This is a genomic window from Acinetobacter sp. WCHAc060025, assembly GCF_004209355.1.
Classification (GTDB): Bacteria; Pseudomonadota; Gammaproteobacteria; order Pseudomonadales; family Moraxellaceae; genus Acinetobacter; species Acinetobacter wuhouensis.
The window spans coordinates 1-25573 of the sequence record NZ_SGSX01000022.1 but is presented as its reverse complement, the minus strand read 5'-3'; the positions used below and the strand labels follow the sequence as shown (position 1 = coordinate 25573).

The following is a 25573-nucleotide window of genomic DNA, read 5'->3' as shown; positions in this document are numbered from 1 at the left end:
AGCTGAAATGCCTAGAATTTATTATAAATCTGAACAGCTTGCAGGGCAGGCACTGGATCAGACGATTTTGAGTTTATCTGAGTTTGATGAAATTTTCACTCAGGCTGAACATCGATTTTATGAGTTTTCCTCACCTGAATCAGGTTTTTTTCAGCGACTGTTTGGGAAAGACAACGCCTACTTTCACTATGTTCAACTTTCTAAGGATGGTATTCCCTATACCACACAGGAAGGCAGTTTTTTTCTACCTGTTTCACTGATTTTTTATGATGTGGATGATGCCAATTTTCCTACACTGTTTTACTTTATCGCGAAACTGCATGATCAGCTTGAACTTCGCCAGTGTCAGGCAGGTCAGGGTGTGCAATGGTTTCAGATTCCTGATTTACATGAAGAAGTGACTGATCCGAAGATTATTCATAAAGTTAAAAGCAGCCTGAGTGCTTTAAAGGAAAAAACTGCCATTGAGTTTGCAAGTCGTCCTTCTGTTGAACATTCAGAGATTGAGGCGGATTTTGAAGAATGTTCTGAAGAGTATCCTGAACTGGATGAACATCTGAAACAGGCGTATGCGCAACTGGCTGAGATCTGTCTGAAACAGCATCCTCGTAAAAGTGTTGTACTGGATTATATTCAGCAGATGAAAAATATAGATGATGATTTTTTCAGTAGTATCGGGCAGTTGATGGATGATTTATGGCAGGAAAATATCCGTTTATTTGTGTCTATGGACTGGAAGCAGGAAGTGACAGATCTGGAGTGGCATTTACAAAGTATGCTCAAGGATAACTGGCAACTGGAATTAACATTGCCCGATCTTGCGCTAATGGGTGATGATGCCGTGGTTTCAGAGGATGGTGTTTTTGAGCAGTATCATCAAGTCTTGTTGCAACAGGGTTTAAAGCTGGGTTTTGTGGACATGGATTCTGACAGTTATATATTTATGCTGCATCCTGTAGATGAAACAGAAACAGTAAAAAAATATGTAGAAATAATAGGTTATCGGTATTTATAGCCAGATTTGTTAATTTGGCGTGAAAATAAAATGTCGTGATTTATATTTTATAAAAAGAATAATGAGATAGAGATCGTGGATGATGATTTATGTGTGTATTAAAAATGCGCGCTTTGATGAGGTTGCTGGTTATTCTAGCAGTGTAAGAATTTTAGCATTTTATCGCTTTTTGTTTAATTTTATTGCGTTTTTGGTGTAATAATTCAATTCAGGTCTCATAAAGAATTAGAACAGCTCGATTGGATCGCGAATTTAAATAAAAAGGTCAGGGATATGGGTTATAAGATTAGAATTGAATTATTTAAAGAATTAGAAATGAGTTTGTTGGACTTTGAGAGTAGTTCGGCAGTGCATATTCTCAATAGCTTTGATCAAATTAATTGGATACAACAGGCAACTTGGGGCTTTATGGAGGAGAACCATGGTACATTTCCCTATTTCGAAATCCAACATATTCATTCAGAACGGAAAATAGGTGGACTTTTTGTGACCTATACACCGAATGATTATAATTTTATTTGTCATGCTGAGATCTATCAAAAACAGCCAAAGTCACATTTATTTGGGTTATTTAAGTCAGAAGTTATGCCTAGTTTTGACAATGAACAGACTCCATTCGATGTTTTTCGTCATAGTTTAGAGCGATTTTTACAAGGAAATGATGCTGAAGTCGAACGATTGTTAAATATTGAATATCCTCAACTTGGAGGAAGAAGATAGTCCTATATTTTTTACATGTACTATGTGTTGTCTCGTTTTATCTTATTGAAAATTAATTATTATAAAATATAGTGTGGTGTGAATACATACAGTTACATTAACCATAAAGTTATAACAAAATAGTCTTTTTAAAAAAGACAAAGTCATTTATATTTCATATCAATAGCGTAATTTTTATGCATTCAACGCTGTGTAATACAATAAACTGAAAATAATCAAGAGGTGAGCCATGTCAGGATGGTATGAAATTAGTCAAGCAAAAGACGGTCAATATCGATTTGTGTTAAAAGCTGGAAATGGAGAAGTGATTCTGACCAGTGAGTTATACAAAGCAAAAGCTTCTGCACAAAATGGTATAGCATCAATACAGAAAAACAGCCCAGATGATGCACGTTATGACCGCTTAGAAGCGAAGAATGGAAAACCTTACTTTAATTTGAAAGCTGCGAATCATCAAATCATTGGCACCAGCCAATTTTACTCAGGTGATGCAGCACGTGACAATGGTATTGAATCTGTAAAGAAAAATGGACCCTCAGATAAAATTAAAGACTTAACTGTTGAGTCTTGATCTTGAATCAAAAAAGGCATGCACTTGGCGTATGCCTTTTTTGATTTAGAACAGAAATAACTACGTAATGATTATGGCTTTTGGTATGAAATGTAATCAAAAGTAAATTTTTGGAGGAATCTTAAGATAGGTTTTCAAAATTTTTTGAAGTTGATTTGAATAATAAAAATAAATTAGGACTGGTTTTTGACTATTTGTTAAAGCTATCTAAATAATAATTATGAATATATAAGCTTAGATTTCACTTTTATCATTATTAATATCCTTTTATTGGTTATAACTAATTGAAAAAAATAATGTTATTTTACCTTTTATTCTGTGATTTAAAAAAATATTCTTGTGATTCGAATAAGTAAATAAAGTTGATGATTTTATTACCAAAAAATAACATTTAATTATTTAACTAAAAACATATAAAGTGTTAAATTCATCACAAATAAAAATAACTGAGGTGTTTTTTATGAAAGTTGAAATCGATGGTAATCAAAATATTGCGAATGAAGTCATTTCACAAATTAAATTATGGGATGCCGCTGTCATTGGTCAAAAGATTGAGAACCTCGTAGGCAAGTGTGCTGATGATGTCAGCATGTTCGATGTTAGCTCACAACTTGATGGCGTAGATGAATATAAAAAAGAATGGGAAAAATTGAGCCCATATTTCAATGAACATATGCAAATCGTACGACGTGATATGAAGATTCATGCATCAGATGATTTGGCTGTATTGCATTGTCATTCAAAAGTAGAAAACGCTTTACTCAAAGATAAATTACAAATGCCTTGGTGTAGAACGACATTGTGTCTACAAAAGAAAGCAGGGCAATGGTTGGTTGTGCATCAACATATTTCTATGCCAATCGATATGGCAACAGGTAAAGCAATTGTACTTAAAGATAAGCCAAAATTGAGATTGGTGGTTTGATACCGAGAATTTTTTGTCTTTATCAGATAAGCCCTATTTAGGGCTTTATTTTTGTTGATTGATTGCTGATTTTTTGAAAAAATTAGTAAAATAACCTCAAAAATGCACCAATAATGTCAAATTCATGCTTAGAAAAATATGGTTGGCTAAAACCGCTTAGTCCACGAGATCCGAAAGAAAATTATCGTGTTGCGACATCGCTTGAGTTACTCTTTGATTTGATCTTTGTGATTGCCATTGCAACAGCGGGGCAGCAACTACATCATAGTATTGTGGAAAATCATTTGTCACATGGGCTAACACTATATTTTATGGTGTTTTTTGCATTGTGGTGGGCGTGGATGAATTTTAGTTGGTTCGCTTCCGCATACGATAATGACGATGCTTTTTATCGAATTGTGACGTTTGTTCAGATCATTGGTTCATTGGTGATCGCTGCGGGAATTCCGTTAGCATTCCAACAGCAAGATTTTGATGTGATTATTATTGGTTATCTCATCATGCGGGTCGGCTTAGTGACACAGTGGTTCCGTGTTGCTCATAATGATCCTGAACGTAAAGGTACTGCACTACGTTATGCATATGGAATCATTCTTGTACAAATTGGCTGGTTACTTTTCCATTTTACACCGATTAATTTCACAATCTATTTGTTTTTACTACTGGTTGTTGCCGAACTTTTTGTACCAGTTTTTGCTGAAGCAAATAATATGACGCCGTGGCATCCGCATCATATTTCAGAACGTTATGCTTTATTGACTATTATCGTTTTGGGTGAGGCGATTATTGGTTGTTTTAATGCCATATCAGATGCGATCAACCATCAATTATTGAGTACAGAACTGATATTTCTCTGTATCGGTGGTTTATTGATGATGTTTACCATGTGGTGGGCATATTTTGATCATGATGTTGCTGAGTATTTAAATAGTCGTAAGCGCGCATTTATATGGGGCTATGGGCATTTTTTGATTTTTGTCAGTATTGCTGCTTTGGGCGCAGGTTTAGCTGCTGCAGTAAATGTGGTGACAGGGCAAGCAGAAGTCTCCTCACAAGTTGTATGTTATTTTATTGTATTTTCGCTCATCGTCTATGCTTCGAGTTTGTGGTTACTTCAAGATATTCATCATTTGTCAGGTATCAAGCGATGGCTCTATCCAATTTCTGCAGTCATTATCTGTATGATTCGGATGTGGTTTGAACATATCGGTTATGCAATATTTGCAATTTCGATTGTTTATGCTTTGCGTTTAGTTTTTTCTAAATGCTTTTTGGCACGTTAATATTTCTTCGTAGGTGAATGATTTGTGAGATAAGACTATGGGATTCCATGATTTTTATCGTTTAAGCTCGCATGCCGTGATATTGAATGATCAACAACAAGTTCTATTGTTAAAAGCCACTTATGCAGATTGTGCTTGGGGGCTACCTGGTGGTGGTTTGGATCAAGGGGAAACCATACATGAGGCTTTGGTTCGAGAATGTAAAGAAGAGCTTGGTTGCGATATTTCAATTGAATATTTATCGGGTGTATATTTTCATTCCGCTGTAAATTCTCATGCATTTATTTTTAGATGCACATTGGCAGAAGGGCAGATGATTCAGCTGAGTGATGAGCATTCTGAGTATGAATGGTTTGATTTTGATGCGCTATCACCTATTCAAAAAATACGAGTTGAAGATTGTTTTTATTTTAATGGTGAAGTGAAAAGTCGAAGCTTTTGATTTTTAAAATGATTAACGAAAAGCATATAAGCTTTAAGTAATGTTTTATTGAGCGTAATAAAAAACAGGTCCGAAGACCTGTTTTTTATATGTATCTAAATGGAATGTTTAGTCTTTAGTATCTCAATAGATTACTTTTTATCAGGAAGTGCATAAGCCACTAAAGCATCACCCATTTTAGTACCAAATGAACCATGACCACCCGCCATGATCACAACATACTGTTTACCATTTGATTCATAGGTCATCGGGGTTGCTTGACCACCAGCAGGAAGACGACCTTTCCAAAGTTCATCACCATTGCTGACATTGATCGCACGGATGTAGTTGTCTTGCGTAGCACCAACAAACATCACGTTACCCGCTGTTGAGATTGAACCGCCCAACATTGGCACACCCATTTTGAATGGAGGTAATGGAATACCTGGTAAGCTGTCGCGAATGGTACCGATACGGCGTTTCCAAGCGATGTCATGGGTTTTTAAATCTACACCCGCTACATAACCCCATGCAGGTTGTTTACAAGGCAAGCCAAATGGTGAAAGGAATGCACTGATTTCAACACCATATGGAACGCCATACATCGGTTGCACACCTGCTTCTGTACCTGCACCTTTAGCAGTTTGTTTACGGTTTGGATCAGCTGGGATTAGTTTGGTCACAAATGGTAAACCGATTGGATTCATCACCGCAATTTGACGATCAGGGTTGACGGACATACCACCCCATTCAAACACACCTAAGTTACCAGGGAAAACCAATGTTCCATTTTCTGAAGGTGGTGTATAAATACCGTCATAGTTGAGTTTGTGGAAAGACACACGACAAATCAACTGATCAAACATGGTTGCGCCCCACATTTGCTTATCGGTTAATTTATCTTTTGGTGCTAAATCAAAATCTGAAAATGGCTGTGTTGGAGAATAATGTTCACCTTTGGTTTGAGGACCAAGTTTTACTGTTTGTGGCACTGGTTTTTCAGTGATCGGAACAATTGCTTTACCTGTACGACGATCTAGAACAAAGGCATTCCCTGTTTTTGTTAAGACATAAATTGCAGGTACGGTTTGACCTGATTTGTCTTGAATGTCTGCAAGGGTAGGTTGCGATGGTACATCCATATCCCATAAATCATGATGAGTGGTTTGGAAATTCCATACCAATTTACCTGTAGTCGCATTGATCGCTAACATTGAATTTGCATAGCGTTCATGTAACTCAGTACGGTTACCACCCCAAATATCCGGTGTACCTACACCTGTTGGTACATACACGATGTCCAGTTTTGCATCGTATGCTAAAGGTGCCCACGCATTTGGAGAGTTCTGAACATATTTTTGACCTGGACCAGGGATTTTATTCGGATCTTCAGCGCCCGTATCAAATACCCATAACAATGCGCCAGTATTCACATCATAACCACGGATCACACCCGATGGTTCTTCAGTTGAATAGTTATCTGTGGTTGAACCTGCAATGATAATGGTTGTACCTGTGACAACTGGAGGGGAGGTTGGGATATAACCACCTGGATATGGGAATGGCATATCTTTTTGCAGATCCACTTCACCATTATGACCAAAGTCTGTACATGGTTTGCCCGTCGTTGCATTGATCGCAACTAAACGACCATCATTGACAGGTAAAATCACTTTCTGTGGACATTGTTCAGAAGTGGATTTCTTCGCAGCTAAACTCGCTTCAAAACCAACAGTATTGTTGGCATCAAAATAAGATACACCACGACAAGTTAAGTGTTGGAAGGTATTGTCTGCTTTAAGCTTAGGATCAAATGTCCATTTTGCTTTACCTGTTGTTGGATCTAAAGCAACCAATTTTTGGTGAGTTGTACAAATGTACATATTGTCACCGACTTTAATTGGCGTTACCTGATTGGTGGTTTCACCTGAATCCTGATCCGTTTTAAAGTCACCCGTGTTATATGTCCAAGCGACTTTTAAATCTTTAACATTCTCAGCATTAATTTGTGTTAATGGGGAATAACGTAAACCTGATTGAGTACGACCATAAGCAGGCCAGTCACCCTCTGCAACGCCTGCAATTGCTTGCGCTGTTGCTGGTTGTTGACTGCTCAATGTCCCACGAATTTCTTGAGGATCATTGAAAATTGAATAGATCATCACAGCAATCGTGATTGCCAAAGAACCTGTTAAGGCAACTTTTGCACCTTTACTATTCACAAAGCCATGGGTAATTGCAGGGATGAGTAGCCATAAACCAAATACGCCCAAAATATCTAAGCGAGGGGCAAGGGCGAAGAAGTCAGAACCGACTTCCCATAAGCCCCATACCACAGTACCTAACACCAAAATGGCATAGACCCATAATGCGGAACTTTTTAATTTGCGTAATAAAATTGCGGTAATTAAGAATAGTAAACCTGCAATGATGTAATACCAAGACCCACCAAGCACTGCAAGATATATCCCGCCGATCAATAGAACCAGTCCAAATACGATTGCAATCGCAACCGTAAATGTTCTCAGCCCTGAAGATGGAGTTTGCATAATAGACCACCTATATATCTGATTAATAATTGAAAGCTTGATTCATCCTTCACAGGATTGATTAAGCATAGTTTTTGAATTTTTAGATTTTAAATATCTTAGTATGGATCGCAGCATGCAACTTCACACCAAAATATTTATTATCTATAAACTAGAATGCGGTTTGCAGTTTGATCCCGCCAACCCACGCATTTTCACCATCTTCATATGCGCCAACATGGCGGATATATTGAATATTTGGACGCACAGTTAACCAATTGGTTACATGAACACCGTAGTAAATTTCGGTGTTGTATTCTTCATTTTGTTGGCGAGTTTCAATGTCATTGACATCGTCGTTGATGCTGATACGAGAAAAACCGATTGCGATATCATCTTTTGGACGAGCATCGAAAGGACCTTTATAGACCAAGCCAATATTTTGCATATTGTCGACTTTATTGGTGTCCGAATCATGGAATGTTAAGTTGATGAAACCTGTTAAGCCACGATTTGCATCACCATTGTGTGCAGTGAGTTGTTGTTTCGCTACAACCCAAGCACCTTGTTTATGATCAGTCTTGTCTGAGTTTTTGATGGTGGTCGCATCTGCTGTACTGTAGTAATAGCCTAAGCGATATTCACCAGATAATTGAGCTGGACTGAGCTTTGGTTGCCATACGATTTCAGCAGGAATAATTGCACCTTTTGAACCATCCGTACTTAAATTAAAGCCTTTACCACGTTCAAGATTTTCAGGGTTATATTCATAAACCCCAACTTGTGCATATAAGTCTGGTTGGAGGTTGTATTTGACACGGGTTGCCCATTGGCTGACTGGCCAGTTATACCATTGATCACCCACCCAGTTGCCGACTTGTGAACCACAGAGTGCAAGATTTTGGAAATCACAATCAAAAGTATTGAAGTCTTCACCTTCGCCAAAACGCCCGATTTTCACATCTAGTTTTTGATCAAAGAATTTTTTCTTGATCCAAAAATCAGTTAAACGCCACGTTTGACCACGCCCCCAGACTTCTTGAGTAGAGCTTAAATGTCCTGCTAGAGCATCTGAGGTTTGTGAAAGTGCACGACCATTACGTTCAGTGATGGTGATTTGAGCTTCGGTATCTTTCCAGCCTAAGACTTTGTCTAAATCGACATGTGCACCTATCGCAAATTGATCAGCATATTCTGTGCCATGGCTTGAGTGGTGACTTGCATCGAGTAGATTGGCGAGTTCACCTGTATAGCCAAAACTGAAATCATAACCTTTTTGTTGAAGTTCGGTACGCTTGCCATTCCAATCACCAAACATCCATGGACTTTCAACATCAAATGCTTCAGCAGCATGAACGGTTTGAAAAGTACAACATAGAGAGAGAAGGCTTGTCGCCCAAAAAAAATGATCTTTAGATTTATTCATATTTGGTGACCTTAATAACACTTTGTAACTTAAAATATATAGTACTCTCATTTTTGTATAAAATTATAATAATATTTACAGTTATTTTGTATATTTGTAATATTTTTATCATACTGTGACATTTTTGCTTGTAATTTTTAGATAATAATTAGTCGAGATAATTTAACTTTATATTTGATTTTGTTGATGAATTTATTATTTTGTAAAAGATTTTAACTTGGCTTAAGGTAGGCTTATGAGCTGATATTTATGGTTGGGAAATATCTAAAATTAAAAAAGCGACATAATCTTTTTAGGTAGACTACATCGCTTTTTATGATTACAGATTATATAAATTGTAAATAAAATAACCAATTTGTAAGTAAGATTCACACAAAAATCAGGATTTTATTTTTGAATTTATATTTCACCATATTCCTTCACCAAGTTGTTGTCCAATGTATTGATATTGCATTTGTGAGCGTGAGAATTTGATAGGGCAAGCCAATTGAGGTTCAGTTTGCTCAGAATTTTCTTTTAAAGGTACATTCACTACCCATTGACGTTCTTTGGCAATGTTTGAATCTAAAGCTTCTTCTAAGTTTAAAACAGGTTCTACACACACATCGAGTTGCGCAAAGAGTTGATTCCAATCTTCAAAATTTCGGGTTTTAATTTTTTCACGCAGTGCTTGTTTCACTTCTTTTCGATCCTCAGGATCAAAAGAAGCGCCTTTTGCCATTAAAACAGGCAATTCAAGTGCTGTTGCGAGACCTGTCATAAACTGCGGCTCCAAACTCCCAATCGACAAATAGCGACCATCTGCTGTTTCATAATAGTCATAAAATGTGCCGCCATTGAGTTGCTCTGATTCGCGACGTTGATGTTGACCGCCAGCCAAACTTGCTGCAGCTGCCATATTGTTTAACCCAACCACGCAATCGGTCATGGAAATATCAATATATTGCCCAAGATTACTTTGTTGGCGCTCTACAACCGCTGAAAGAATACCGATCACTGCATGTAAAGAACCACCTGCAACATCTGCGACTTGGATTCCCATCGGTGGTGGGCCACTGTCTTGGCGACCGCTATGACCTGCAACACCAGATAAAGAAATATAGTTAATATCATGTCCAGCTTTGTCTTTATACGAACCTGTTTGTCCATAACCTGTGATTGAACAATAGATCAAACGAGGATTAATTTCAGCCAAAGTTTGATAATCCAGGCCTAATCGTTGCATTACTCCTGGACGAAATTGTTCAACGACGATATCGAATTCAGAAATTTTTTGTTTTACCAATTCAACACTGGCAGGGTCTTTCAAATCCAAAGTCACAGATTGTTTATTTCGGTTCAAATAACTATGCGATGTGGCTTGCCCATTGGCATAAGGAGGGAAGAGACGAACCAGATCTGGACGAGTTGGAGATTCGATATGGATCACTTCTGCACCTAGGTCTGCAAGATATAAAGTTGCAAATGGTCCAGGTAATAAAGTTGAAAAATCGAGAACTTTCAATCCCTTTAAAGCTGCTGTCATAATTGTTTTTACCAATATAGTGTTGATTTTATACCTATATTAGAAATATAAAATTAACAAAACAATGTCATGTTCAGCCATTTACCTTGATCATTTCGGCAATTTATGATGTGATTCGGCAATTCACACTGTTGTAAATCGCCAATCAAATATTTTTTAGCGTCATTTAGGTCAATTGTTAGTGAACATCAGAGAGACTGAAGGATTAACCATGAGTCGTGATACGATTAGTATCCATTTTGTGAATGCAGCCTTAACCGGTGTTAAGCGCTTAGGCATGGATGTAGACACTTTACTGTCACATGTGGGCATAGAAGCTGAGTTGCTTCGTCAACCTAAAGCACGTATTTCGCCAGAGCAATATACTCGCTTTGTGAAAATGTTGTGGATGGTGACTCAGGATGAGCATGTTGGATTTGATATTCAACCACGTCGTTTGGGTTCTTTTGCCATTATGTGTCAACTGATTATTCACGCGAAGACTTTAGGTGAGGCTTTAGAATTATCTTCACAATTCTATAAATTATTTGGTGATGAATGGTCGGTTGCAGTAGAACGTGATAAGCATGAAGCGCGTCTAGTTCCGCTCATTCCAAAAACCATGGATCCAGATCATTTCATCACAGAAAGTATGCTGATGATTTGGCATGGTTTGGCATCGTGGCTCATCGAGCGTCGTATTCCTTTGGAGCGTGTTCACTTTGGTTATCCACGTCCGAATCATGCAGATGAATATGATGCATTGTTCTTTGCACCAGTGATGCAATTTGACATGCCACGTACAGAAATTACTTTTGCAGCGGATTATTTAGATTTACCGATTCGTCAAGATGAAGCTAGCCTAGAAGAATTTTTAAAAGCTGCACCTGCACAATTGTTGGTGAAATTCAAAAATACCAACTCTTTAACTTCGCGTATTCGTGAAGTTTTAAAGAGCCAAATTGGTGAGGAAATGCCAACTTTGAATGATGTGGCTTCAATGTTGTATTTATCACCACAAACTTTACGTCGTCGTTTGGCGGCGGAAGGCAAGAGCTACCAAGGTGTTAAAGATGCTTTACGCCGTGATGCAGCGATTCACTTATTGTTAAATCCTGATTTAACTTTGGAAGATGTTGCACAGCAAGTTGGTTTTAGTGAAACCAGTACTTTCCATCGCGCATTTAAAAAGTGGACAGGTGTGACTCCAGGTCTGTATCGTCAATTGCATGGTTATCTCTAATTGATGATTTGAATCTGTAAATATTGTTGGTGAATAGAAGCTCAAGTTAATCTTGGGCTTTTTTATGTTTTTAGGTTGAATTGAAATGCTATACCAAATAAGAAGAACGGAATTGTCAGATATTGAACAGTTGATTGACGTTGAAAAATCAGCAACGCAAGCATTTTTAAGTATTCCAGATTTAAAGTGGCTGATTGATGCTCCTGTCTTATCTGTTGAAACTCATTATGAATTAATCACTCATGTTTATGCTTTCTCTATAGTGAATGAGCAAAATCAAGTGGTGGGCTTTTTATATGCCGAAAAGCAAGATCAAGATTTTTATATAATTGAATTTGATGTGAGGTCGGATTTGCAAAGGCAGGGCATTGGGCGAAAGTTGATTGAGCATGCAATTACTTTTGCAACAACTGAAAATTTCAAAGCCGTAACCTTAACGACTTTTATCGATGTGACATGGAATCGCCCATTTTATGAGAAATTAGGTTTTATCATTCTCGAAAGTTTTGAACAGCCAGATTATTTAAAACAAACTTTGGAGAATGAAGTGAAATTCGGCTTTAACGCTGAGACACGTTGTGCAATGCAATTAAAACTGTGATGCTTAAGATGATCTAAATTGAACGCTATAGTGTAAAAAGTGGCTGATTTGCTATTTCTACCAAATATTATTTTAAATGAATTTTATAAATTAATGATTTATTGTAAAAATTAGAAATTGAGTCCCATGATGCATTGACAAAAAATATCATTGAACTGTTTCGTTCTCGTCATTGAACTTCACCTTTTATAAAGTACACTCGAAGCACCATAACAAATTTAAAGTCATAAAAAGGAACAGCTATGAGCGAGGCTTACATCATTGATGCCATTCGCACACCACGCGGAAAAGGAAAGAAAGATGGTTCACTGTATAGTGTCAAACCAATTACCTTACTCACCACATTACTCAATGAATTAAAAGATCGTCACAATCTTGATACATCTAAAGTAGACGACATCGTATTGGGCTGTGTGACACCGATTGCAGACCAAGGTGGGGATATTGCCAAAACTGCTGCGATTGCTGCAGGTTGGGACAATGATGTTGCTGGTGTGCAGATCAACCGTTTCTGTGCATCTGGTCTAGAAGCTGTCAATATGGCTGCGCAAAAAGTCCGTTCAGGCTGGGAAGATGTCGTGGTTGCTGGTGGCGTAGAGTCTATGTCACGTATCCCGATGGGTTCAGATGGCGGACCGTGGGCGCTTGATCCTGAAACTAATTTAAAATCCAACTTTGTACCACAAGGCATTGGCGCAGATCTTATCGCAACTTTGGATGGTTATACGCGTTCCGATGTAGATGAATTTGCTGCAAATTCACAGCGTAAAGCAGCAGCTGCACAGGCGGCAGGTCATTTTGATAAATCTATCGTGGCTGTAAATGACAAAGCAGGCGTAGTGATTTTAGATAAAGATGAATTTATCAAACCAACGACAACTGCTGAAGGTTTAGCAAAACTCAATCCAAGTTTTGAAATGATGGGTGGCATGGGCTTTGATGCGGTGGCTCTTCAACAATATCCTGAAGCGCAAAAGATCAATCATGTCCATCATGCAGGTAACTCATCAGGCATCGTGGATGGTGCTGCGGTGGTGCTGCTTGCTTCAGAAAAAGCTGTCAAAGAACAAGGTTTAAAACCACGTGCCAAAGTTTTAGCGACCGCACTTGTGGGAACAGACCCGACAATCATGTTGACAGGTCCTGCACCTGCTGCACGTAAAGCATTGGCGAAAGCAGGATTAACGATTGATGATATTGACCTGTTTGAAGTGAATGAAGCCTTTGCATCGGTGGTGATGCGTTTCATTAACGAATTAAATGTTCCTGTGGAAAAAGTCAATGTAAATGGTGGCTCGATTGCCATGGGTCATCCATTGGGTGCAACAGGTGCAATGATTTTAGGTACTCTGCTTGATGAGCTTGAACGTCAAGGCAAAAAACGTGGTTTAGCAACATTGTGTGTGGGTGGTGGCATGGGTATTGCGACCATTATTGAGTTGGTATAAGGAGAATAAGAATGAGCGCAATTCAATACGAAAAAAATGCGGATGGCATTGTTATTCTGACTATGGATTCTCCAAACCAGTCTGCCAACACCATGAATGCAGACTTCCAAAAAGCCTTGACTGAAACTGTAGAAAAATTTAAAGCGGATTCAGGTGTAACAGGCGTTATTTTCCGTTCAGCGAAAAAGACTTTCTTTGCAGGCGGTGATCTGGATGATTTGATTCAAGCTCGCCCTGAAGATGCCAAAGAGTTCATGGCAATCGTTGAGCTGATGAAAAAAGAACTGCGTTACATCGAAACTTTGGGTGTACCTGTGGTTGCAGCTTTAAACGGTACAGCGCTTGGCGGTGGTTGGGAAATTGCTCTCGGCTGTCATGCACGTATTGCCTTAAATGATCCAAAGTCTAAGTTTGGTTTACCTGAAGTAACTTTAGGTTTACTGCCAGGCGGTGGTGGAATAGTGCGTATGGTACGCCTTTTGGGCTTACAAAATGCATTCCCATTCCTGATGGAAGGCAAACAGTTTGGTGTGGATAAAGCCAAATCTCTAGGTTTAATCCATGACACGGCAGACTCAATTGACGAATTGATGGAAAAATCAATTGCATGGGTCAAAGCCAATCCAAAATCACAACAGTCGTTTGATGTAAAAGGTTATAAAATTCCGGGTGGTGATCCTAAAACCCCTGCGGTGGCTCAGATTCTTGCGATTGCCCCTGCAATGCTGCGTGACAAAACCAAAGGTTGCTATCCTGCGCCTGAAGCGATCATGGCTGCTGCGGTTGAAGGTGCTCAGGTTGATGTTGATACTGCGTTAACCATTGAATCACGTTATTTCACTTATCTTGCAACAGGGCAAGTGGCGAAAAACATGATCGGTACATTCTGGCATGGTCTGAATGCGATTAAAGCAGGTGCGAGCCGTCCGAAAGATGTCGCAAAATGGCAAGCGACTAAAGTGGGTGTGCTTGGCGCAGGGATGATGGGTGCAGGTATTGCTTATTCAACTGCTTCAAAAGGCATTGCTGTTGTACTGAAAGATGTTTCTGTTGAAAATGCAGAAAAAGGTAAAGCCTACAGCCAAAAACTTTTGGACAAAAAAGTGTCTCAAGGTCGTATGACCGCTGAGAAACGTGACCAGATCTTAAATCTGATCACTGCAACGGCTGATGCGGCTGATCTCAAAGGCTGTGATCTGATTATCGAAGCGGTCTTTGAAAATCAGGAACTCAAAGCCAAAGTGACTCAGGAAGCAGAAGCATTCCTAGCTGATGGTGGTGTGTTTGCTTCAAATACTTCAACATTGCCAATCACAGGTTTAGCAAAAGCTTCTAAAGATGACAAAAACTTTATTGGTCTGCACTTCTTCAGTCCTGTCGACAAAATGCCTTTGGTTGAAATCATCAAAGGACAAAACACCTCTGCTGAAACTTTAGCTAAAGCCTACGATTATGTTCAGCAAATTGGTAAAACACCAATCGTGGTGAATGACAGCCGTGGTTTCTTCACCAGCCGTGTATTCGGTACCTTTGTGAATGAAGGTCTGCGTTTACTTGCAGAAGGCGTACACCCTGCACGTATCGAAATGGCTGCACTCAAAGCAGGTATGCCTGTGGGGCCATTGGCGATTCAGGATGAAGTTGCATTGACCTTGTCTGAGCATGTGACCAATGAAACCCGTAAGGCACTACAAGCTGAAGGTAAAGACTTGCCACATTCTCCATCAGAAGATGTGCTGAAAACCATGATTCATGAGTTTGGACGTAAAGGTAAGGCGGCAGGTTCAGGTTTCTATGATTATCCAGAAGGTGGCAAAAAACATCTTTGGGGTGGTTTGAGCCATTGGAAACAGGATGTTGATATTTCTGAACAGGAAATGATTGACCGTATCTTGTTTGTTCAGTCACTCGACACATTACGTTGCTATGAAGAAAACGTCCTTGAATCTGTAGTGGATGCCAATATCGGTTCGATCTTCGGGATTGGTTTTGCGCCGTGGACAGGTGGTGCGATTCAGTTCTTAAACCAATATGGTTTAGACAAAGCTTTAGCACGTGCCAATGAACTTGAAGCCAAATACGGTGAGCGTTTCAAAGCGCCACAAAGGTTGAAAGATGCTGTTTCACGTGGAAAAATTGATTAAGACATTTGAATCAATTTTAAAGTGGCAATTGAACAGATGAATTTAAAAAAGTAGACAAAAGAAAAGAGGCAAAAGCCTCTTTTCTTTTTTTTGATTATTGAATGTATTGTCATAGTTGTACTTTTATTCATTTCATGGTGATTGGGGGGAAATCCTAGAATAATTATTTAACATGATATATTTTGAGTGATCAGGATGTTGCTAAATAGCTAAAAATAGTAATAATCAAAAGATCGACTAAAGTCTAATAATTTCCCTTAAATAAAGGATTGGGAATTCACATGGATTTAATACAAAGTAATGGTCAACCACGCTATGGACGTTTTAAAGAGCTTCCATCTGCGATTGGGGTCGATCAATATATTTATAAAACGCCCTACGGAAAAGTCTTAACAGGATGGCGTAAGCAATTAAAATATAAAAAATTTAAATTTTGTAGTATTCAACATGAACATTATTCGATTGGTATTGCGATTGCTGATATCGGTTGGGCAGGGCATGGTTTTATTTATTTCTATGATCATTCAAATGATGAGGTTTTGGAATGGAATGCCAATACGATTTTAGGTCGTGGCACAGTTCTAGATGAACAACCGCAATATAGCCATAGTCATTTTAGTAAATCGCCTTTTGAGTTTGAAATACAACATGCTAATGGTGTGCGTTATATACAAGCGACACGCCATGGAGAGGTGCAACTTAAAGCACGAATTTTTTGTGCGGGCACTGAGCCGTTAAGCTTATGTAGTCCAAATGGTATCAATGGTTGGACATATACGCAGAAGAAAACCACTTTGGCGGTTGAAGGTTTTTTTATTAATAAAAATAAAGAGATTATTCATTTTAATGAGAAAACTTTAGCTTCATTAGATGATACGTGTGGCTTTTTAAGACCAGAAACGGCATGGTTTTGGTTGTCGTGTAATTTTTGGGATCAAAATGGTCATCGGATTGGGTTAAACCTTGCTTCGGGTGTCAATGAAAGTTTTGGCAATGAAAATTGTCTTTGGGTGAATGGTCAATTATTTGCAATCGCAGACGTATTATTTGAAAAGATAGATAGCAATATTTGGTCAATTCGCTCTTTGGATCAGCGATTAAATCTAACGGTTGAAACAGGTTGGCGTAGATTTGAAAATTTAAATCTGAGATTAATTGGTAGTCAATTTAGTCAGTGGCAATCTCGAATTAGTGGCTCAATAGAGATGGAAAATGGAGATGTTATTCTGTTAAATCATGAGTATGGTTTATTAGAACAACATTATGCCAAGTGGTAATGTTGTTCTAATATTTTGATTTGATTAAAGCGCAGCTTTCCAGAATGCTTCACCTGCTGCAATCGGGTCATCGGTTTCTGCCAAAGTGTCCACCCAAACTTGATACTGGCGAATAACAGGATGCTGGCTCGGGTGAAAGTCAGGTTTGAACCAATCCATATATTGCTCACGCATAGCGGATAATTTTCCGTCTTTGCCAAAGAACCAAGGTAAACCTTTTATTGCCATTTTTGCACGTTGTAAGCGAGTAAAACCGTCATAGCCTAGCATGACATTGGTACGATAAAAGGTAAAACCAAACATCAGTACCGTGGTAAAAGCCAAAGCAAATTTCCTTAAATATTCGGGAACTTCACCAACTTCTTGCATGACATCAAAAGCCACATCACGATGTTCCATTTCTTCAATGGCATGCCACGCAAACAAAGCACGAACAAAAGGATGAACTTCCGCTAAGGTTGCTTTTTTACTGTAAAAGGTTTCAGCCATCAGCGCTGTCAAATGTTCAGCTGCAGCGGTCATGGCGATGTTGTACTGCTTAGATCGATTTTTTAAAATATGATCAAAATGAGCACTCATGAATTTAACAAATTGATCAACAGGCATGCCTTGGCGTTGCATTTCCTCATTCATTTTGTCATGGGCAATACCGTGTTGCGCTTCTTGTTTAATAAAATCTGAAACACGCTGTTGTAAGTCAGCATCGGTAATTTTGTCACGAAGCGCACGAACACTTTGAATGAAATAGCGCTCACCGACGGGAAAGGTCAGGCTTAGAGCATCAAACATTCGAGTGCGGAATGGATCATTATTGAACCAAAAGCGGGGCACTTCATTTAATTTAAAATCGAGGTTGCTACGAACAACAGGATCAACCTGATGTTGTTCATTTTTTCCTTTTACATATGCATTCATTGTTTTATTTCTCGCAATTATTCAAAATTCAAACCAAGCTTTATGATTTACATCATTGAGTTGTTATAAACCTGCTTGCCAAAAAGCTTCACCCGCTTGGATTGGATCATTGGTTTCAGCCATGGTATCCACCCAAACTTGGTATTGACGAATAACAGGATGCTGACTGGGGTGAAAATCTTTTTTAAACCAATCCATATATTCAGTTTTCATGGCAGAAAAAATGCCTTTCTGACCAAAGAACCACGGCAAGCCTTTGGCTGCCATTTTCAAACGTTCTATACGACTAAAACCATCATGCCTTAACATGACATTGGCACGGTAGAGTGTGAAATTAATCATCATAAATGTGGTAAAAGCCAAGGTGAACTTTCTTAAATTTTCCGGAACTTCACCGACTTGTTTCATCACATCAAATGCCACATCACGATGTTCCATTTCCTCAATAGAATGCCAAGCGAGCAAGGCACGGACATAAGGATGAGCTTCAGCTAAGGTTTCCTTTTTACTGTAAAAAGTATCTGCCATTAATGCGGTCAAATGCTCAGCCGCAGAAGTCATGGCAATGTTGTATTGTGGCGAACGTTGCGTCAGTTCAAATTTAAAAATTTTATGTAAAAAAGTAATGAATTGATCAACAGGCATGCCTTGATCTTTCATGACTTGATTCATTTTGTCATGGGCAATGCCATGCTGTGCTTCTTGACGAATAAAATCGGCAACACGTTGTTGCAAATCAGGATCAGTGATTTTGTCACGAAATAAACGCACACTTTCGATAAAGTAACGCTCACCATCTGGAAAGGTCAGGCTGAGTGCGTCAAATAATCGAGTACGGAATGGATCACCACCGAACCAGAAGCGTGGTACTTCTTCTAGTTTAAAGTCGAGCTTGGTGCGAACCACAGGATCAACTTGATATTTCACTAATGCATTCATTTTGTTTTACTTGCATCACTTTAGATGATTTCAGTATGTCGCTTATTTACAAGTTTGTTTTGACAGATGTTGCCAATTTTTATACATTTTACGACAGAATGAAAATGTGTAATGTCAAAATGACCAGTGCGATAAATTGATCCTAAGAATTAAAAGAGTGTAGGAAAATGCAAGATTTACAGATTCCGAATGGTTATTTTCATCTTTGGCAGATGTTTGTGTCTGAACGAGGAATGGAAATAGCAACACTTGAGTTTCTAAATGTTGATGAAAAAACACGCTTACTTGAAATTTTATCCCTGCCTATAGATACCCAATCTTCTTATTTATTCTTCCATCAGCTGATGGAAAAGACCAAACAGGCTTTGGATTGTCCACAATTGGTTTTTGAAATTGCGGAATATGTGCGCCCTGAGCATTTTGGTGTGTTGGGCTATATGGCTTCACGGAGTACGACTGTCGCTGAAGCACTGCAAAATGTGTTGCGATTTAGCCGTTTAGTGATCGATGGGGATGAAATTATTCCGATGCAAATGGTGCAACAAGGGACAGATGTTCACTTGATTTGGCCTTTTCATCATGAGCGCTATATTTTAATCAATGAGTTTACCAATGCGTTGATGATGCATTTGGCACGTAAAATTGTTCCCGCAGATCAATTTCCATTGTTGAGTGTGCATTTTGCGCATCCACCGCAAAAGGCGATTTACCATTATCAAAAGTTTTACAATTGTGAGGTGTTGTTTAATCAGCCTGAGTATCGTTTTGTTTTGGGTTTAGAGGGTTTAAATCTTAAAATCCAGCAAGCGGATCCGTCTTTGATGCAACTTCTGGTGAGACAAGCTGAGGAAGCGATTGCATCTAAGCAAAAGTATGAAACATTGGTCGATAAGTTACATTTGATTGTGGCTGAATATTTAAAACTCAAAGAACAGGCACCGAAAATTGAAGATATTGCACAGGAATTACATATTTCTACCCGCACTTTACAGCGTCAATTGAGTGAATTAGATAGTTCATTTAAAAAGATTGTTGAAGTTGAAAGAATGAAACGTTGTGAGCAGTTATTAGAAAGTCATGTGCAATTGACCGATATTGCGATGCGTTTGGGGTATTCTGATCAGTCTGCTTTGGCGAGAGCGTATAAAGCGTTTAGTGGGCAGACTTTGTTGCAGAAAAAACAGCAGTTGAAAATGTAGAATGATTATAGTGCATTGTTGTGATGTAAAAATGAGGTGATATCTAATTCAAAACGTTGTTTATGATCTGGCTCAATGTAAATGATGATTTCAGGATGGGTCATTTTAAATGTAAATAATACTTCGATTTCAGAACTGATGTAGTGATAGGTCTGATTGTTGATGGCAACATGAACATATAATTTTATCAGTTGAAGATTGGTTTCATTTTTACTCGTATTTATAAATTGAACTTTATCTACTATTGCTTTTTCTCTTATCGTATTTCGCTTTAATATTTGAAATCTTTTCTGTATTCGAGTCCAATATAAATAATTAAAAGGAAATAAATGAAAAATCATAAATATAATAAATAGGCTACCAATTATCGCAATCATAGGAATAAACCAAAGTGCAGTAAAAGCATTGACCCGTAAATATTCAATGTCGCCTTGTGGATTTAAAATATATTTCACATCTACAATTTGATCCTGTTCCAATGAAAGTAGTTGAGTTTCATTGCCATAGGTTTCGTATTTTATGGTTTTCAAGGGGGTATAAACATCAAGAATTGGATGTTCAATGACTGTACCGCCAGCATGTCCTTGATTAAAGCCAATCACTTTGGCTTGAGTTGTATTCCCAATCAAATTTGAATAAATATCTTTGATCCCAAAAGAGGAAAAAAAGCCTAAAACTGTAATTGCCGTGCAAATAATTATTAGTTTGACAAATAATGATGAGAGGTATAAATCTTGAGAAGGTATATAGTCAGGCTGTCTTTTTTTTATCGAAATATTCATTTCACAATTCTTTTCATTATAGTTTCGGTTGTCGAATGCTAAACAAAAATAAGCCGTTTGTAGGGCTCATTTTATTAGTCAATAAAATGATTATGCAGCATTTAGTCTAAGTCGTAAATCACTGTTCAATTTCGCTAATGTTATTATAAATGGTAAGCACGGGTCAAAGCGCTTACATTTTATCGTGTGGTACATCAGTCAAATTTGAAAAATAAAAAGATTAGTATTCAAAGTGGAACAACTTTTGCAATTCATAAAAATAAATAGACGTATTTGAAAAGCTTTGAAAATCTATGTATTTATTTAATTTTAAATGTTTTTTTATGATTTTTGAGTGGATTTTTAAAGTCTGAAAATAGGTAACTTTGATCATTGTTCTGTTTTTGAAAATAGCGCTAAATGTATCCGTGGGTTGTTTTATGATTTTTGATGCAGAGTTGTGATATAAAACAGATACGTTTCGGCGTTCATGTGACTCTATCCTTTGGGTAAAAAATAGCGTTACAATGCTAAGCGATGTCTTGTATTTATACATTTGGATGATGAAAAGAATAAGTCAATGTATTCTAAAGTCTTCCAAACAATTTATTCATCTAAAACTCCTCAAGTTTAAACAATTCAAGGAATGTACAACCCTATGTCACGTTTAGCCACTCGTTTTGCACAGCTTAAATCTCAACAGCGTAAGGCTTTGGTTTCTTATGTTATGGCGGGTGATCCTCAACCACATGTAACTGTACCGTTGTTACATCAAATGGTTGAAGCGGGCGTAGACGTTGTAGAACTTGGATTACCATTTTCCGATCCAATGGCAGATGGTCCAGTGATTGCACTTGCAGCAGAGCGTGCGCTCGCAGCGGGTACCAATACCCTTGATGCTTTGAATATGGTCAAAGAATTTCGTCAAAAAGATACCGCAACACCTGTTGTTTTAATGGGCTATTTAAATCCTGTTGAAGTGATTGGTTATGAAAAGTTTGTGGCTTATGCGAATGACTGTGGTGTGGATGGTGTACTTCTTGTGGATTTACCACCAGAAGAAGCAAAAGATTTAGATGCAGTCTTACAAAAGTACGATATGAATCAAATTTTCTTGCTTGCGCCAACATCGACTGATGAGCGTATTCAACATGTGGTGAATCAAGCCAGTGGTTTTATTTACTATGTGTCATTAAAAGGTGTAACCGGTGCAGCAACATTGGATACCACAGAAGTGGCAGCACGTATTCAAAAAATCAAACAGGTGACAGATATTCCTGTCGGTGTTGGTTTTGGGATCAGTGATGCAGCTTCTGCAAAAGCAGTGGGTCAAGTTGCCGATGCTGTGATTGTCGGTAGTGCTTTTGTTAAACCATTTGCAAATCTTGCACCAGAACAAGCCGCTGAAGCCGCGGTGAATAAAGTCAAGGAGCTTCGAGCAGCGCTCGATGAGTTAGTATGAATCAAGAAGTGAAATCAGGGAAAATCCTCAGCGCAACCACGCCGTGGACAGATCGCACAGTTCCAGGCATTCATATGCCTGACCAACAACAGACACTTAAAGCGACGTTTACTGAACCGACCATTGAGTGCCCTGAATGTCATGCACTCGTGACGCGTACTGCGATGTCTTTCAATGCCTATGTTTGCCCATCATGTGATGAACATTTGAAAATGAAAGCACGTGATCGTTTAAATTGGTTCTTTGACAATGTTAGTTCTGAATTGGGTCAACAGTTCTTAGCTAAAGATCCATTAAAGTTTGTCGACAGCCGACCTTATCCAGAGCGTATGAAAGAAGCGCAGGAAAAAACAGGTGAAACTGAAGCGCTTGTGGTGATGCAAGGACAAGTTAAAAATATTTCTATGGTTGCATGTGCCTTTGAATTTGACTTCATGGGCGGTTCTATGGGGACTGTAGTTGGTGACCGTTTTGTCCAAGCTGCGGAAAAAGCCATTAAAGATAAACAACCATTGATCTGTTTTGCTGCTTCAGGTGGCGCGCGTATGCAAGAAGGCATGTTGTCTTTGATGCAAATGGCACGTACTTCTGCCGCGATCCAAAAAATGAAAGATGCACATTTACCTTATATCGTGGTGTTAACTCATCCTGTGTACGGTGGTGTAACCGCATCATTGGCAATGCTCGGTGATGTACATATTGCAGAACCTAAAGCAATGATCGGTTTCGCAGGTAAGCGCGTGATCGAACAAACTGTACGTGAAAAACTGGAAGAACCGTTCCAACGTGCAGAATTCTTGCTTGATCATGGTGTAGTCGATCAAATTGTCCATCGTCATGCATTACGTGATACTGTATATCGTATTGTAGCGAAACTGATGAATTTGCCTTGAACAATCAAACAGCACCATTAAATACTGACGATTTACAAACATGGCTCGATTATTGGAGCCATGTTCACGTTACAGGGATTGATTTAGGCTTAGAGCGCGTCATTCCTGTGGCTGAACAATTGGGTGTCATGAAGCCCAATGCAAAGGTTTTAACGGTTGCTGGAACCAATGGTAAAGGCTCAACGACAACAACGCTTGCTGCCATTCTAAATGCGCAAGGTTTTAATGTTGGCTTATATCAGTCACCGCATATTTATCGTTTTAATGAACGTGTCAAACTGGCAGGGCAAGAGGTTGATGATCAAACCTTAATTGATGCCTTTGTCCAAGTCGATCAAGCACGCCGTATCTGTGATTTATCCCTATCTTTCTTTGAAGCCACAACACTGGCTGCATTTGTCATTTTTAAACAAAAGGAATGTGATGTTTGGGTGCTTGAAGTCGGTTTAGGCGGTCGCCTAGATGTGGTCAATGTGATTGATCCTGATGTCGCAGTCATCACCAATATTGGTTTAGATCATACCGATTGGTTAGGCGATACCATTGAAAAAATTGCTTTTGAAAAAGCAGGAATCATTCGCCCCAATATTCCTGTGGTTTTTGGCGGTGTTCAGGAACTTCCACAAGCCATTCAGAATAAAGCAAATGAATGTAGTGCAAAACTATATGCCGTAAATCGTGATTATTTCTACAAAGATTCAAGTGATGGTCAAACATGGGACTTTGCAGGCTCAGGTGTGACTTTAAAATTACCATTGGGTCGTTTGGCAATTGAAAATATTTCGACTGCTGTGGCTGCAATTTTAGTGAGTGGGTTAAAAGTTTCACAGCAATCCATTGCTCAAGGAATTCAAAATGCGCAGTTACAAGGGCGTTTTGAAATACGAACAATTCAAGATAAATTCACAAAAACACAAGAAAAAACTGTTATTTTTGATGCGGGACACAATCCGCATGGTGTTGATTTTTTGTTAAAGCAATTGCGAAAATTCTTAGAATACAATAAACAGTACACAGAAGTTATCACTGTTTTTTCAATGCTGTCTGACAAGGATATAGATTCTGTGGTCAAGTTATTGAAAAATACTGTATTAAAGTGGAAAATTGCACCACTCACTGTGCCTCGTGCAGCGTCAATGGAGCAATTGCAAGCTGCTTTGCAGGGTGAGACAGTTGAACAATTTAATAGTGTACAAGCAGCATTTAAATCAGCGCTTGCAGAAACCAATAATAATCAGCTGATTTTGGTGTGTGGTTCGTTTCATACCTTAGAAGCGGTCTGGGAGTATTTAGAAGAATGTCAATGAATAACAAACAACGCTGGATGGGCGGTGTTGTTTTATTGAGTGGTGGCGTTTTATTGGCAGCATTGCTTCTCAAAGGCAAAGAAGAAATTCACCAAAATCAAACGGCACCACAGGCTGGGCAAGTACAGCCAAAAAAGGTTGAACCTGCGGGTGCACCCGTACAGTTACAACCATTAACAGTAGATGTCGCAACGGAAAAACGTTTGCTTGAAGAGCAAAAACGTGCCCGTGAAAAAGCTGTGGCTGAACAAGAAGCCAAAGCTGCCGAATTCTTACGTATGCAGCAACAGGCGGAAGCAGAAGCAGCACGTAAAGCTGCCGAAGAATATGCGGCTGCCAATGCAAGACGTGGTGCCGCTGCTCAAGAAGGTACAGACATTCCACCTGAACTCGTTCAGGATGAAAAAACCAAAGCGCAACAAAAAGCAGCAGAACAGAAAAAACTTGAACAGCAAAATGCGCAAGCCAAACAAAAAGCTGATGCTGAAAAAAAGTTAGCTGAGCAGAAGCGTCAAGCTACCGCAGATGCAGAGAAAAAAGCAGCAGAAGAAAAGAAACGTAAAGCTGAAGAACAGCGTAAAACTGAGGCAGAGAAGAAAGCTGCTGAAAAGAAAGCAGCAGATAAAAAAGCTGCTGATGAAGCCGCTGAGAAAAAACGTAAAGCTCAAGAAGCCGAGAAGAAAAAGGCTGAAGCGGATAAAGCACGTGATTTATTGGAAAATGGTGATAAGCAATGGATGGTTCAAGTGGCACTGGCTGCCAATGAAGCCAATGCTGATGCTGTTGCTGCAAAATTACGTGCCAAAGGCTATAAGGTGACCAAGAGCCCAACATCGAAGGGGATCCGTATTATGGTCGGTCCATCAAAAGATCGTGAAGCCGCTGATGCTATGCGTAAGAAAATTAATTCTGATGCGAGTTTAGGTATGAAATCGGCTTGGGTGAATGAATGGACACCTTTAGATCGCCGTTAATTCTCTTCTAAGTTAAT

The 25573-nt window shown here is 38.7% G+C and carries 22 protein-coding genes; 16 read left to right on the top strand and 6 right to left on the bottom strand.

Annotation, left to right across the window (positions count from 1 at the left end):
• Positions 1-7 precede the first annotated feature (7 nt).
• The 6 genes from EXE09_RS16065 to EXE09_RS16040 all read left to right on the top strand — a co-directional run bounded on the left by EXE09_RS16065 (position 8) and on the right by EXE09_RS16040 (position 4956).
• A complete protein-coding gene (locus tag EXE09_RS16065) occupies positions 8-1015 on the top strand; it encodes a hypothetical protein (protein WP_130117918.1) in 1008 nt (335 codons plus the stop codon).
• A gap of 273 nt (positions 1016-1288) precedes the next feature.
• On the top strand, positions 1289-1735 hold the full coding sequence (locus EXE09_RS16060) for a hypothetical protein (RefSeq protein ID WP_087553745.1): 447 nt from the start codon (positions 1289-1291) through the stop codon (positions 1733-1735).
• Positions 1736-1964: 229 nt separating this feature from the next.
• Positions 1965-2306 carry a YegP family protein gene (locus EXE09_RS16055; RefSeq protein ID WP_087553746.1) on the top strand — a complete coding sequence of 114 codons (342 nt, stop codon included), beginning with the start codon at positions 1965-1967 and terminating at the stop codon, positions 2304-2306.
• Positions 2307-2766: 460 nt separating this feature from the next.
• Positions 2767-3231, top strand: a complete 465-nt coding sequence (locus EXE09_RS16050; protein WP_068974102.1) for a YybH family protein — start codon at positions 2767-2769, stop codon at positions 3229-3231.
• Between the two features lie 113 nt (positions 3232-3344).
• Positions 3345-4514: a low temperature requirement protein A gene (locus EXE09_RS16045; protein ID WP_087553747.1), complete on the top strand. Its 1170-nt coding sequence runs from the start codon at positions 3345-3347 to the stop codon at positions 4512-4514.
• Between the two features lie 37 nt (positions 4515-4551).
• The gene (locus EXE09_RS16040) at positions 4552-4956 is read left to right on the top strand and encodes an NUDIX hydrolase (protein WP_087553748.1); all 405 of its coding nucleotides are present in this window, start codon (positions 4552-4554) and stop codon (positions 4954-4956) included.
• A 131-nt stretch (positions 4957-5087) separates the two neighbouring features.
• Here EXE09_RS16040 and EXE09_RS16035 read toward each other — a convergent pair whose 3' ends face one another.
• The 3 genes from EXE09_RS16035 to EXE09_RS16025 form a co-directional block, all read right to left on the bottom strand.
• Positions 5088-7484 carry a glucose/quinate/shikimate family membrane-bound PQQ-dependent dehydrogenase gene (locus tag EXE09_RS16035; RefSeq protein ID WP_130117917.1) on the bottom strand — a complete coding sequence of 799 codons (2397 nt, stop codon included), beginning with the start codon at positions 7482-7484 and terminating at the stop codon, positions 5088-5090.
• Positions 7485-7635: 151 nt separating this feature from the next.
• Positions 7636-8889: a carbohydrate porin gene (locus EXE09_RS16030; protein WP_130117916.1), complete on the bottom strand. Its 1254-nt coding sequence runs from the start codon at positions 8887-8889 to the stop codon at positions 7636-7638.
• Positions 8890-9295: 406 nt separating this feature from the next.
• Positions 9296-10414 (bottom strand): CaiB/BaiF CoA transferase family protein, encoded by a 1119-nt coding sequence (locus tag EXE09_RS16025; RefSeq protein ID WP_130117915.1) that lies wholly within the window; start codon positions 10412-10414, stop codon positions 9296-9298.
• Positions 10415-10625: 211 nt separating this feature from the next.
• Here EXE09_RS16025 and EXE09_RS16020 point away from each other — a divergent pair, with 211 nt between their 5' ends.
• The 5 genes from EXE09_RS16020 (at position 10626) to EXE09_RS16000 (ending at position 17106) form a co-directional block, all read left to right on the top strand.
• A complete protein-coding gene (locus EXE09_RS16020; protein ID WP_068974096.1) occupies positions 10626-11636 on the top strand; it encodes an AraC family transcriptional regulator in 1011 nt (336 codons plus the stop codon).
• Positions 11637-11721: 85 nt separating this feature from the next.
• Positions 11722-12237, top strand: coding sequence for a GNAT family N-acetyltransferase (locus tag EXE09_RS16015; protein WP_130117914.1), 516 nt, complete (start codon positions 11722-11724; stop codon positions 12235-12237).
• A 242-nt stretch (positions 12238-12479) separates the two neighbouring features.
• A complete protein-coding gene (locus EXE09_RS16010) occupies positions 12480-13685 on the top strand; it encodes an acetyl-CoA C-acetyltransferase (RefSeq protein ID WP_130117913.1) in 1206 nt (401 codons plus the stop codon).
• Positions 13686-13696: 11 nt separating this feature from the next.
• The gene (locus EXE09_RS16005) at positions 13697-15829 is read left to right on the top strand and encodes a 3-hydroxyacyl-CoA dehydrogenase NAD-binding domain-containing protein (RefSeq protein WP_130117912.1); all 2133 of its coding nucleotides are present in this window, start codon (positions 13697-13699) and stop codon (positions 15827-15829) included.
• Between the two features lie 281 nt (positions 15830-16110).
• Positions 16111-17106 carry a DUF2804 domain-containing protein gene (locus EXE09_RS16000; RefSeq protein ID WP_130117911.1) on the top strand — a complete coding sequence of 332 codons (996 nt, stop codon included), beginning with the start codon at positions 16111-16113 and terminating at the stop codon, positions 17104-17106.
• A 24-nt stretch (positions 17107-17130) separates the two neighbouring features.
• On the opposite strand, the gene EXE09_RS15995 is transcribed toward EXE09_RS16000, so the two are convergent.
• A complete protein-coding gene (locus EXE09_RS15995) occupies positions 17131-18021 on the bottom strand; it encodes a metal-dependent hydrolase (protein ID WP_130117910.1) in 891 nt (296 codons plus the stop codon).
• A 63-nt stretch (positions 18022-18084) separates the two neighbouring features.
• Entirely contained in the window at positions 18085-18960 is an 876-nt protein-coding gene (locus tag EXE09_RS15990; RefSeq protein ID WP_130117909.1) for a metal-dependent hydrolase, read from the bottom strand.
• A gap of 167 nt (positions 18961-19127) precedes the next feature.
• Here EXE09_RS15990 and EXE09_RS15985 point away from each other — a divergent pair, with 167 nt between their 5' ends.
• Positions 19128-20159: an AraC family transcriptional regulator gene (locus EXE09_RS15985; protein WP_130117908.1), complete on the top strand. Its 1032-nt coding sequence runs from the start codon at positions 19128-19130 to the stop codon at positions 20157-20159.
• 5 nt (positions 20160-20164) lie between these two features.
• Here EXE09_RS15985 and EXE09_RS15980 read toward each other — a convergent pair whose 3' ends face one another.
• Positions 20165-20941 carry a hypothetical protein gene (locus EXE09_RS15980; RefSeq protein ID WP_087554434.1) on the bottom strand — a complete coding sequence of 259 codons (777 nt, stop codon included), beginning with the start codon at positions 20939-20941 and terminating at the stop codon, positions 20165-20167.
• A gap of 637 nt (positions 20942-21578) precedes the next feature.
• On the opposite strand from EXE09_RS15980, the gene trpA reads away from it, so the two are divergent.
• From trpA to EXE09_RS15960, 4 genes are read left to right on the top strand one after another with little or no spacing between them, the layout of a single operon-like run.
• A complete protein-coding gene (gene trpA / locus EXE09_RS15975) occupies positions 21579-22382 on the top strand; it encodes a tryptophan synthase subunit alpha (protein ID WP_130117907.1) in 804 nt (267 codons plus the stop codon).
• Positions 22379-23275 carry an acetyl-CoA carboxylase, carboxyltransferase subunit beta gene (accD, locus tag EXE09_RS15970; RefSeq protein ID WP_068974087.1) on the top strand — a complete coding sequence of 299 codons (897 nt, stop codon included), beginning with the start codon at positions 22379-22381 and terminating at the stop codon, positions 23273-23275. Before trpA ends, accD begins: the two co-directional genes overlap by 4 nt.
• Complete coding sequence (gene folC / locus EXE09_RS15965; protein WP_130117906.1) at positions 23272-24582, top strand: bifunctional tetrahydrofolate synthase/dihydrofolate synthase; 1311 nt, start codon at positions 23272-23274, stop codon at positions 24580-24582. The genes accD and folC overlap by 4 nt, the downstream gene beginning before the upstream one ends.
• Positions 24573-25556: an SPOR domain-containing protein gene (locus tag EXE09_RS15960; protein WP_068974085.1), complete on the top strand. Its 984-nt coding sequence runs from the start codon at positions 24573-24575 to the stop codon at positions 25554-25556. The genes folC and EXE09_RS15960 overlap by 10 nt, the downstream gene beginning before the upstream one ends.
• The last annotated feature ends 17 nt before the right edge of the window (positions 25557-25573 follow it).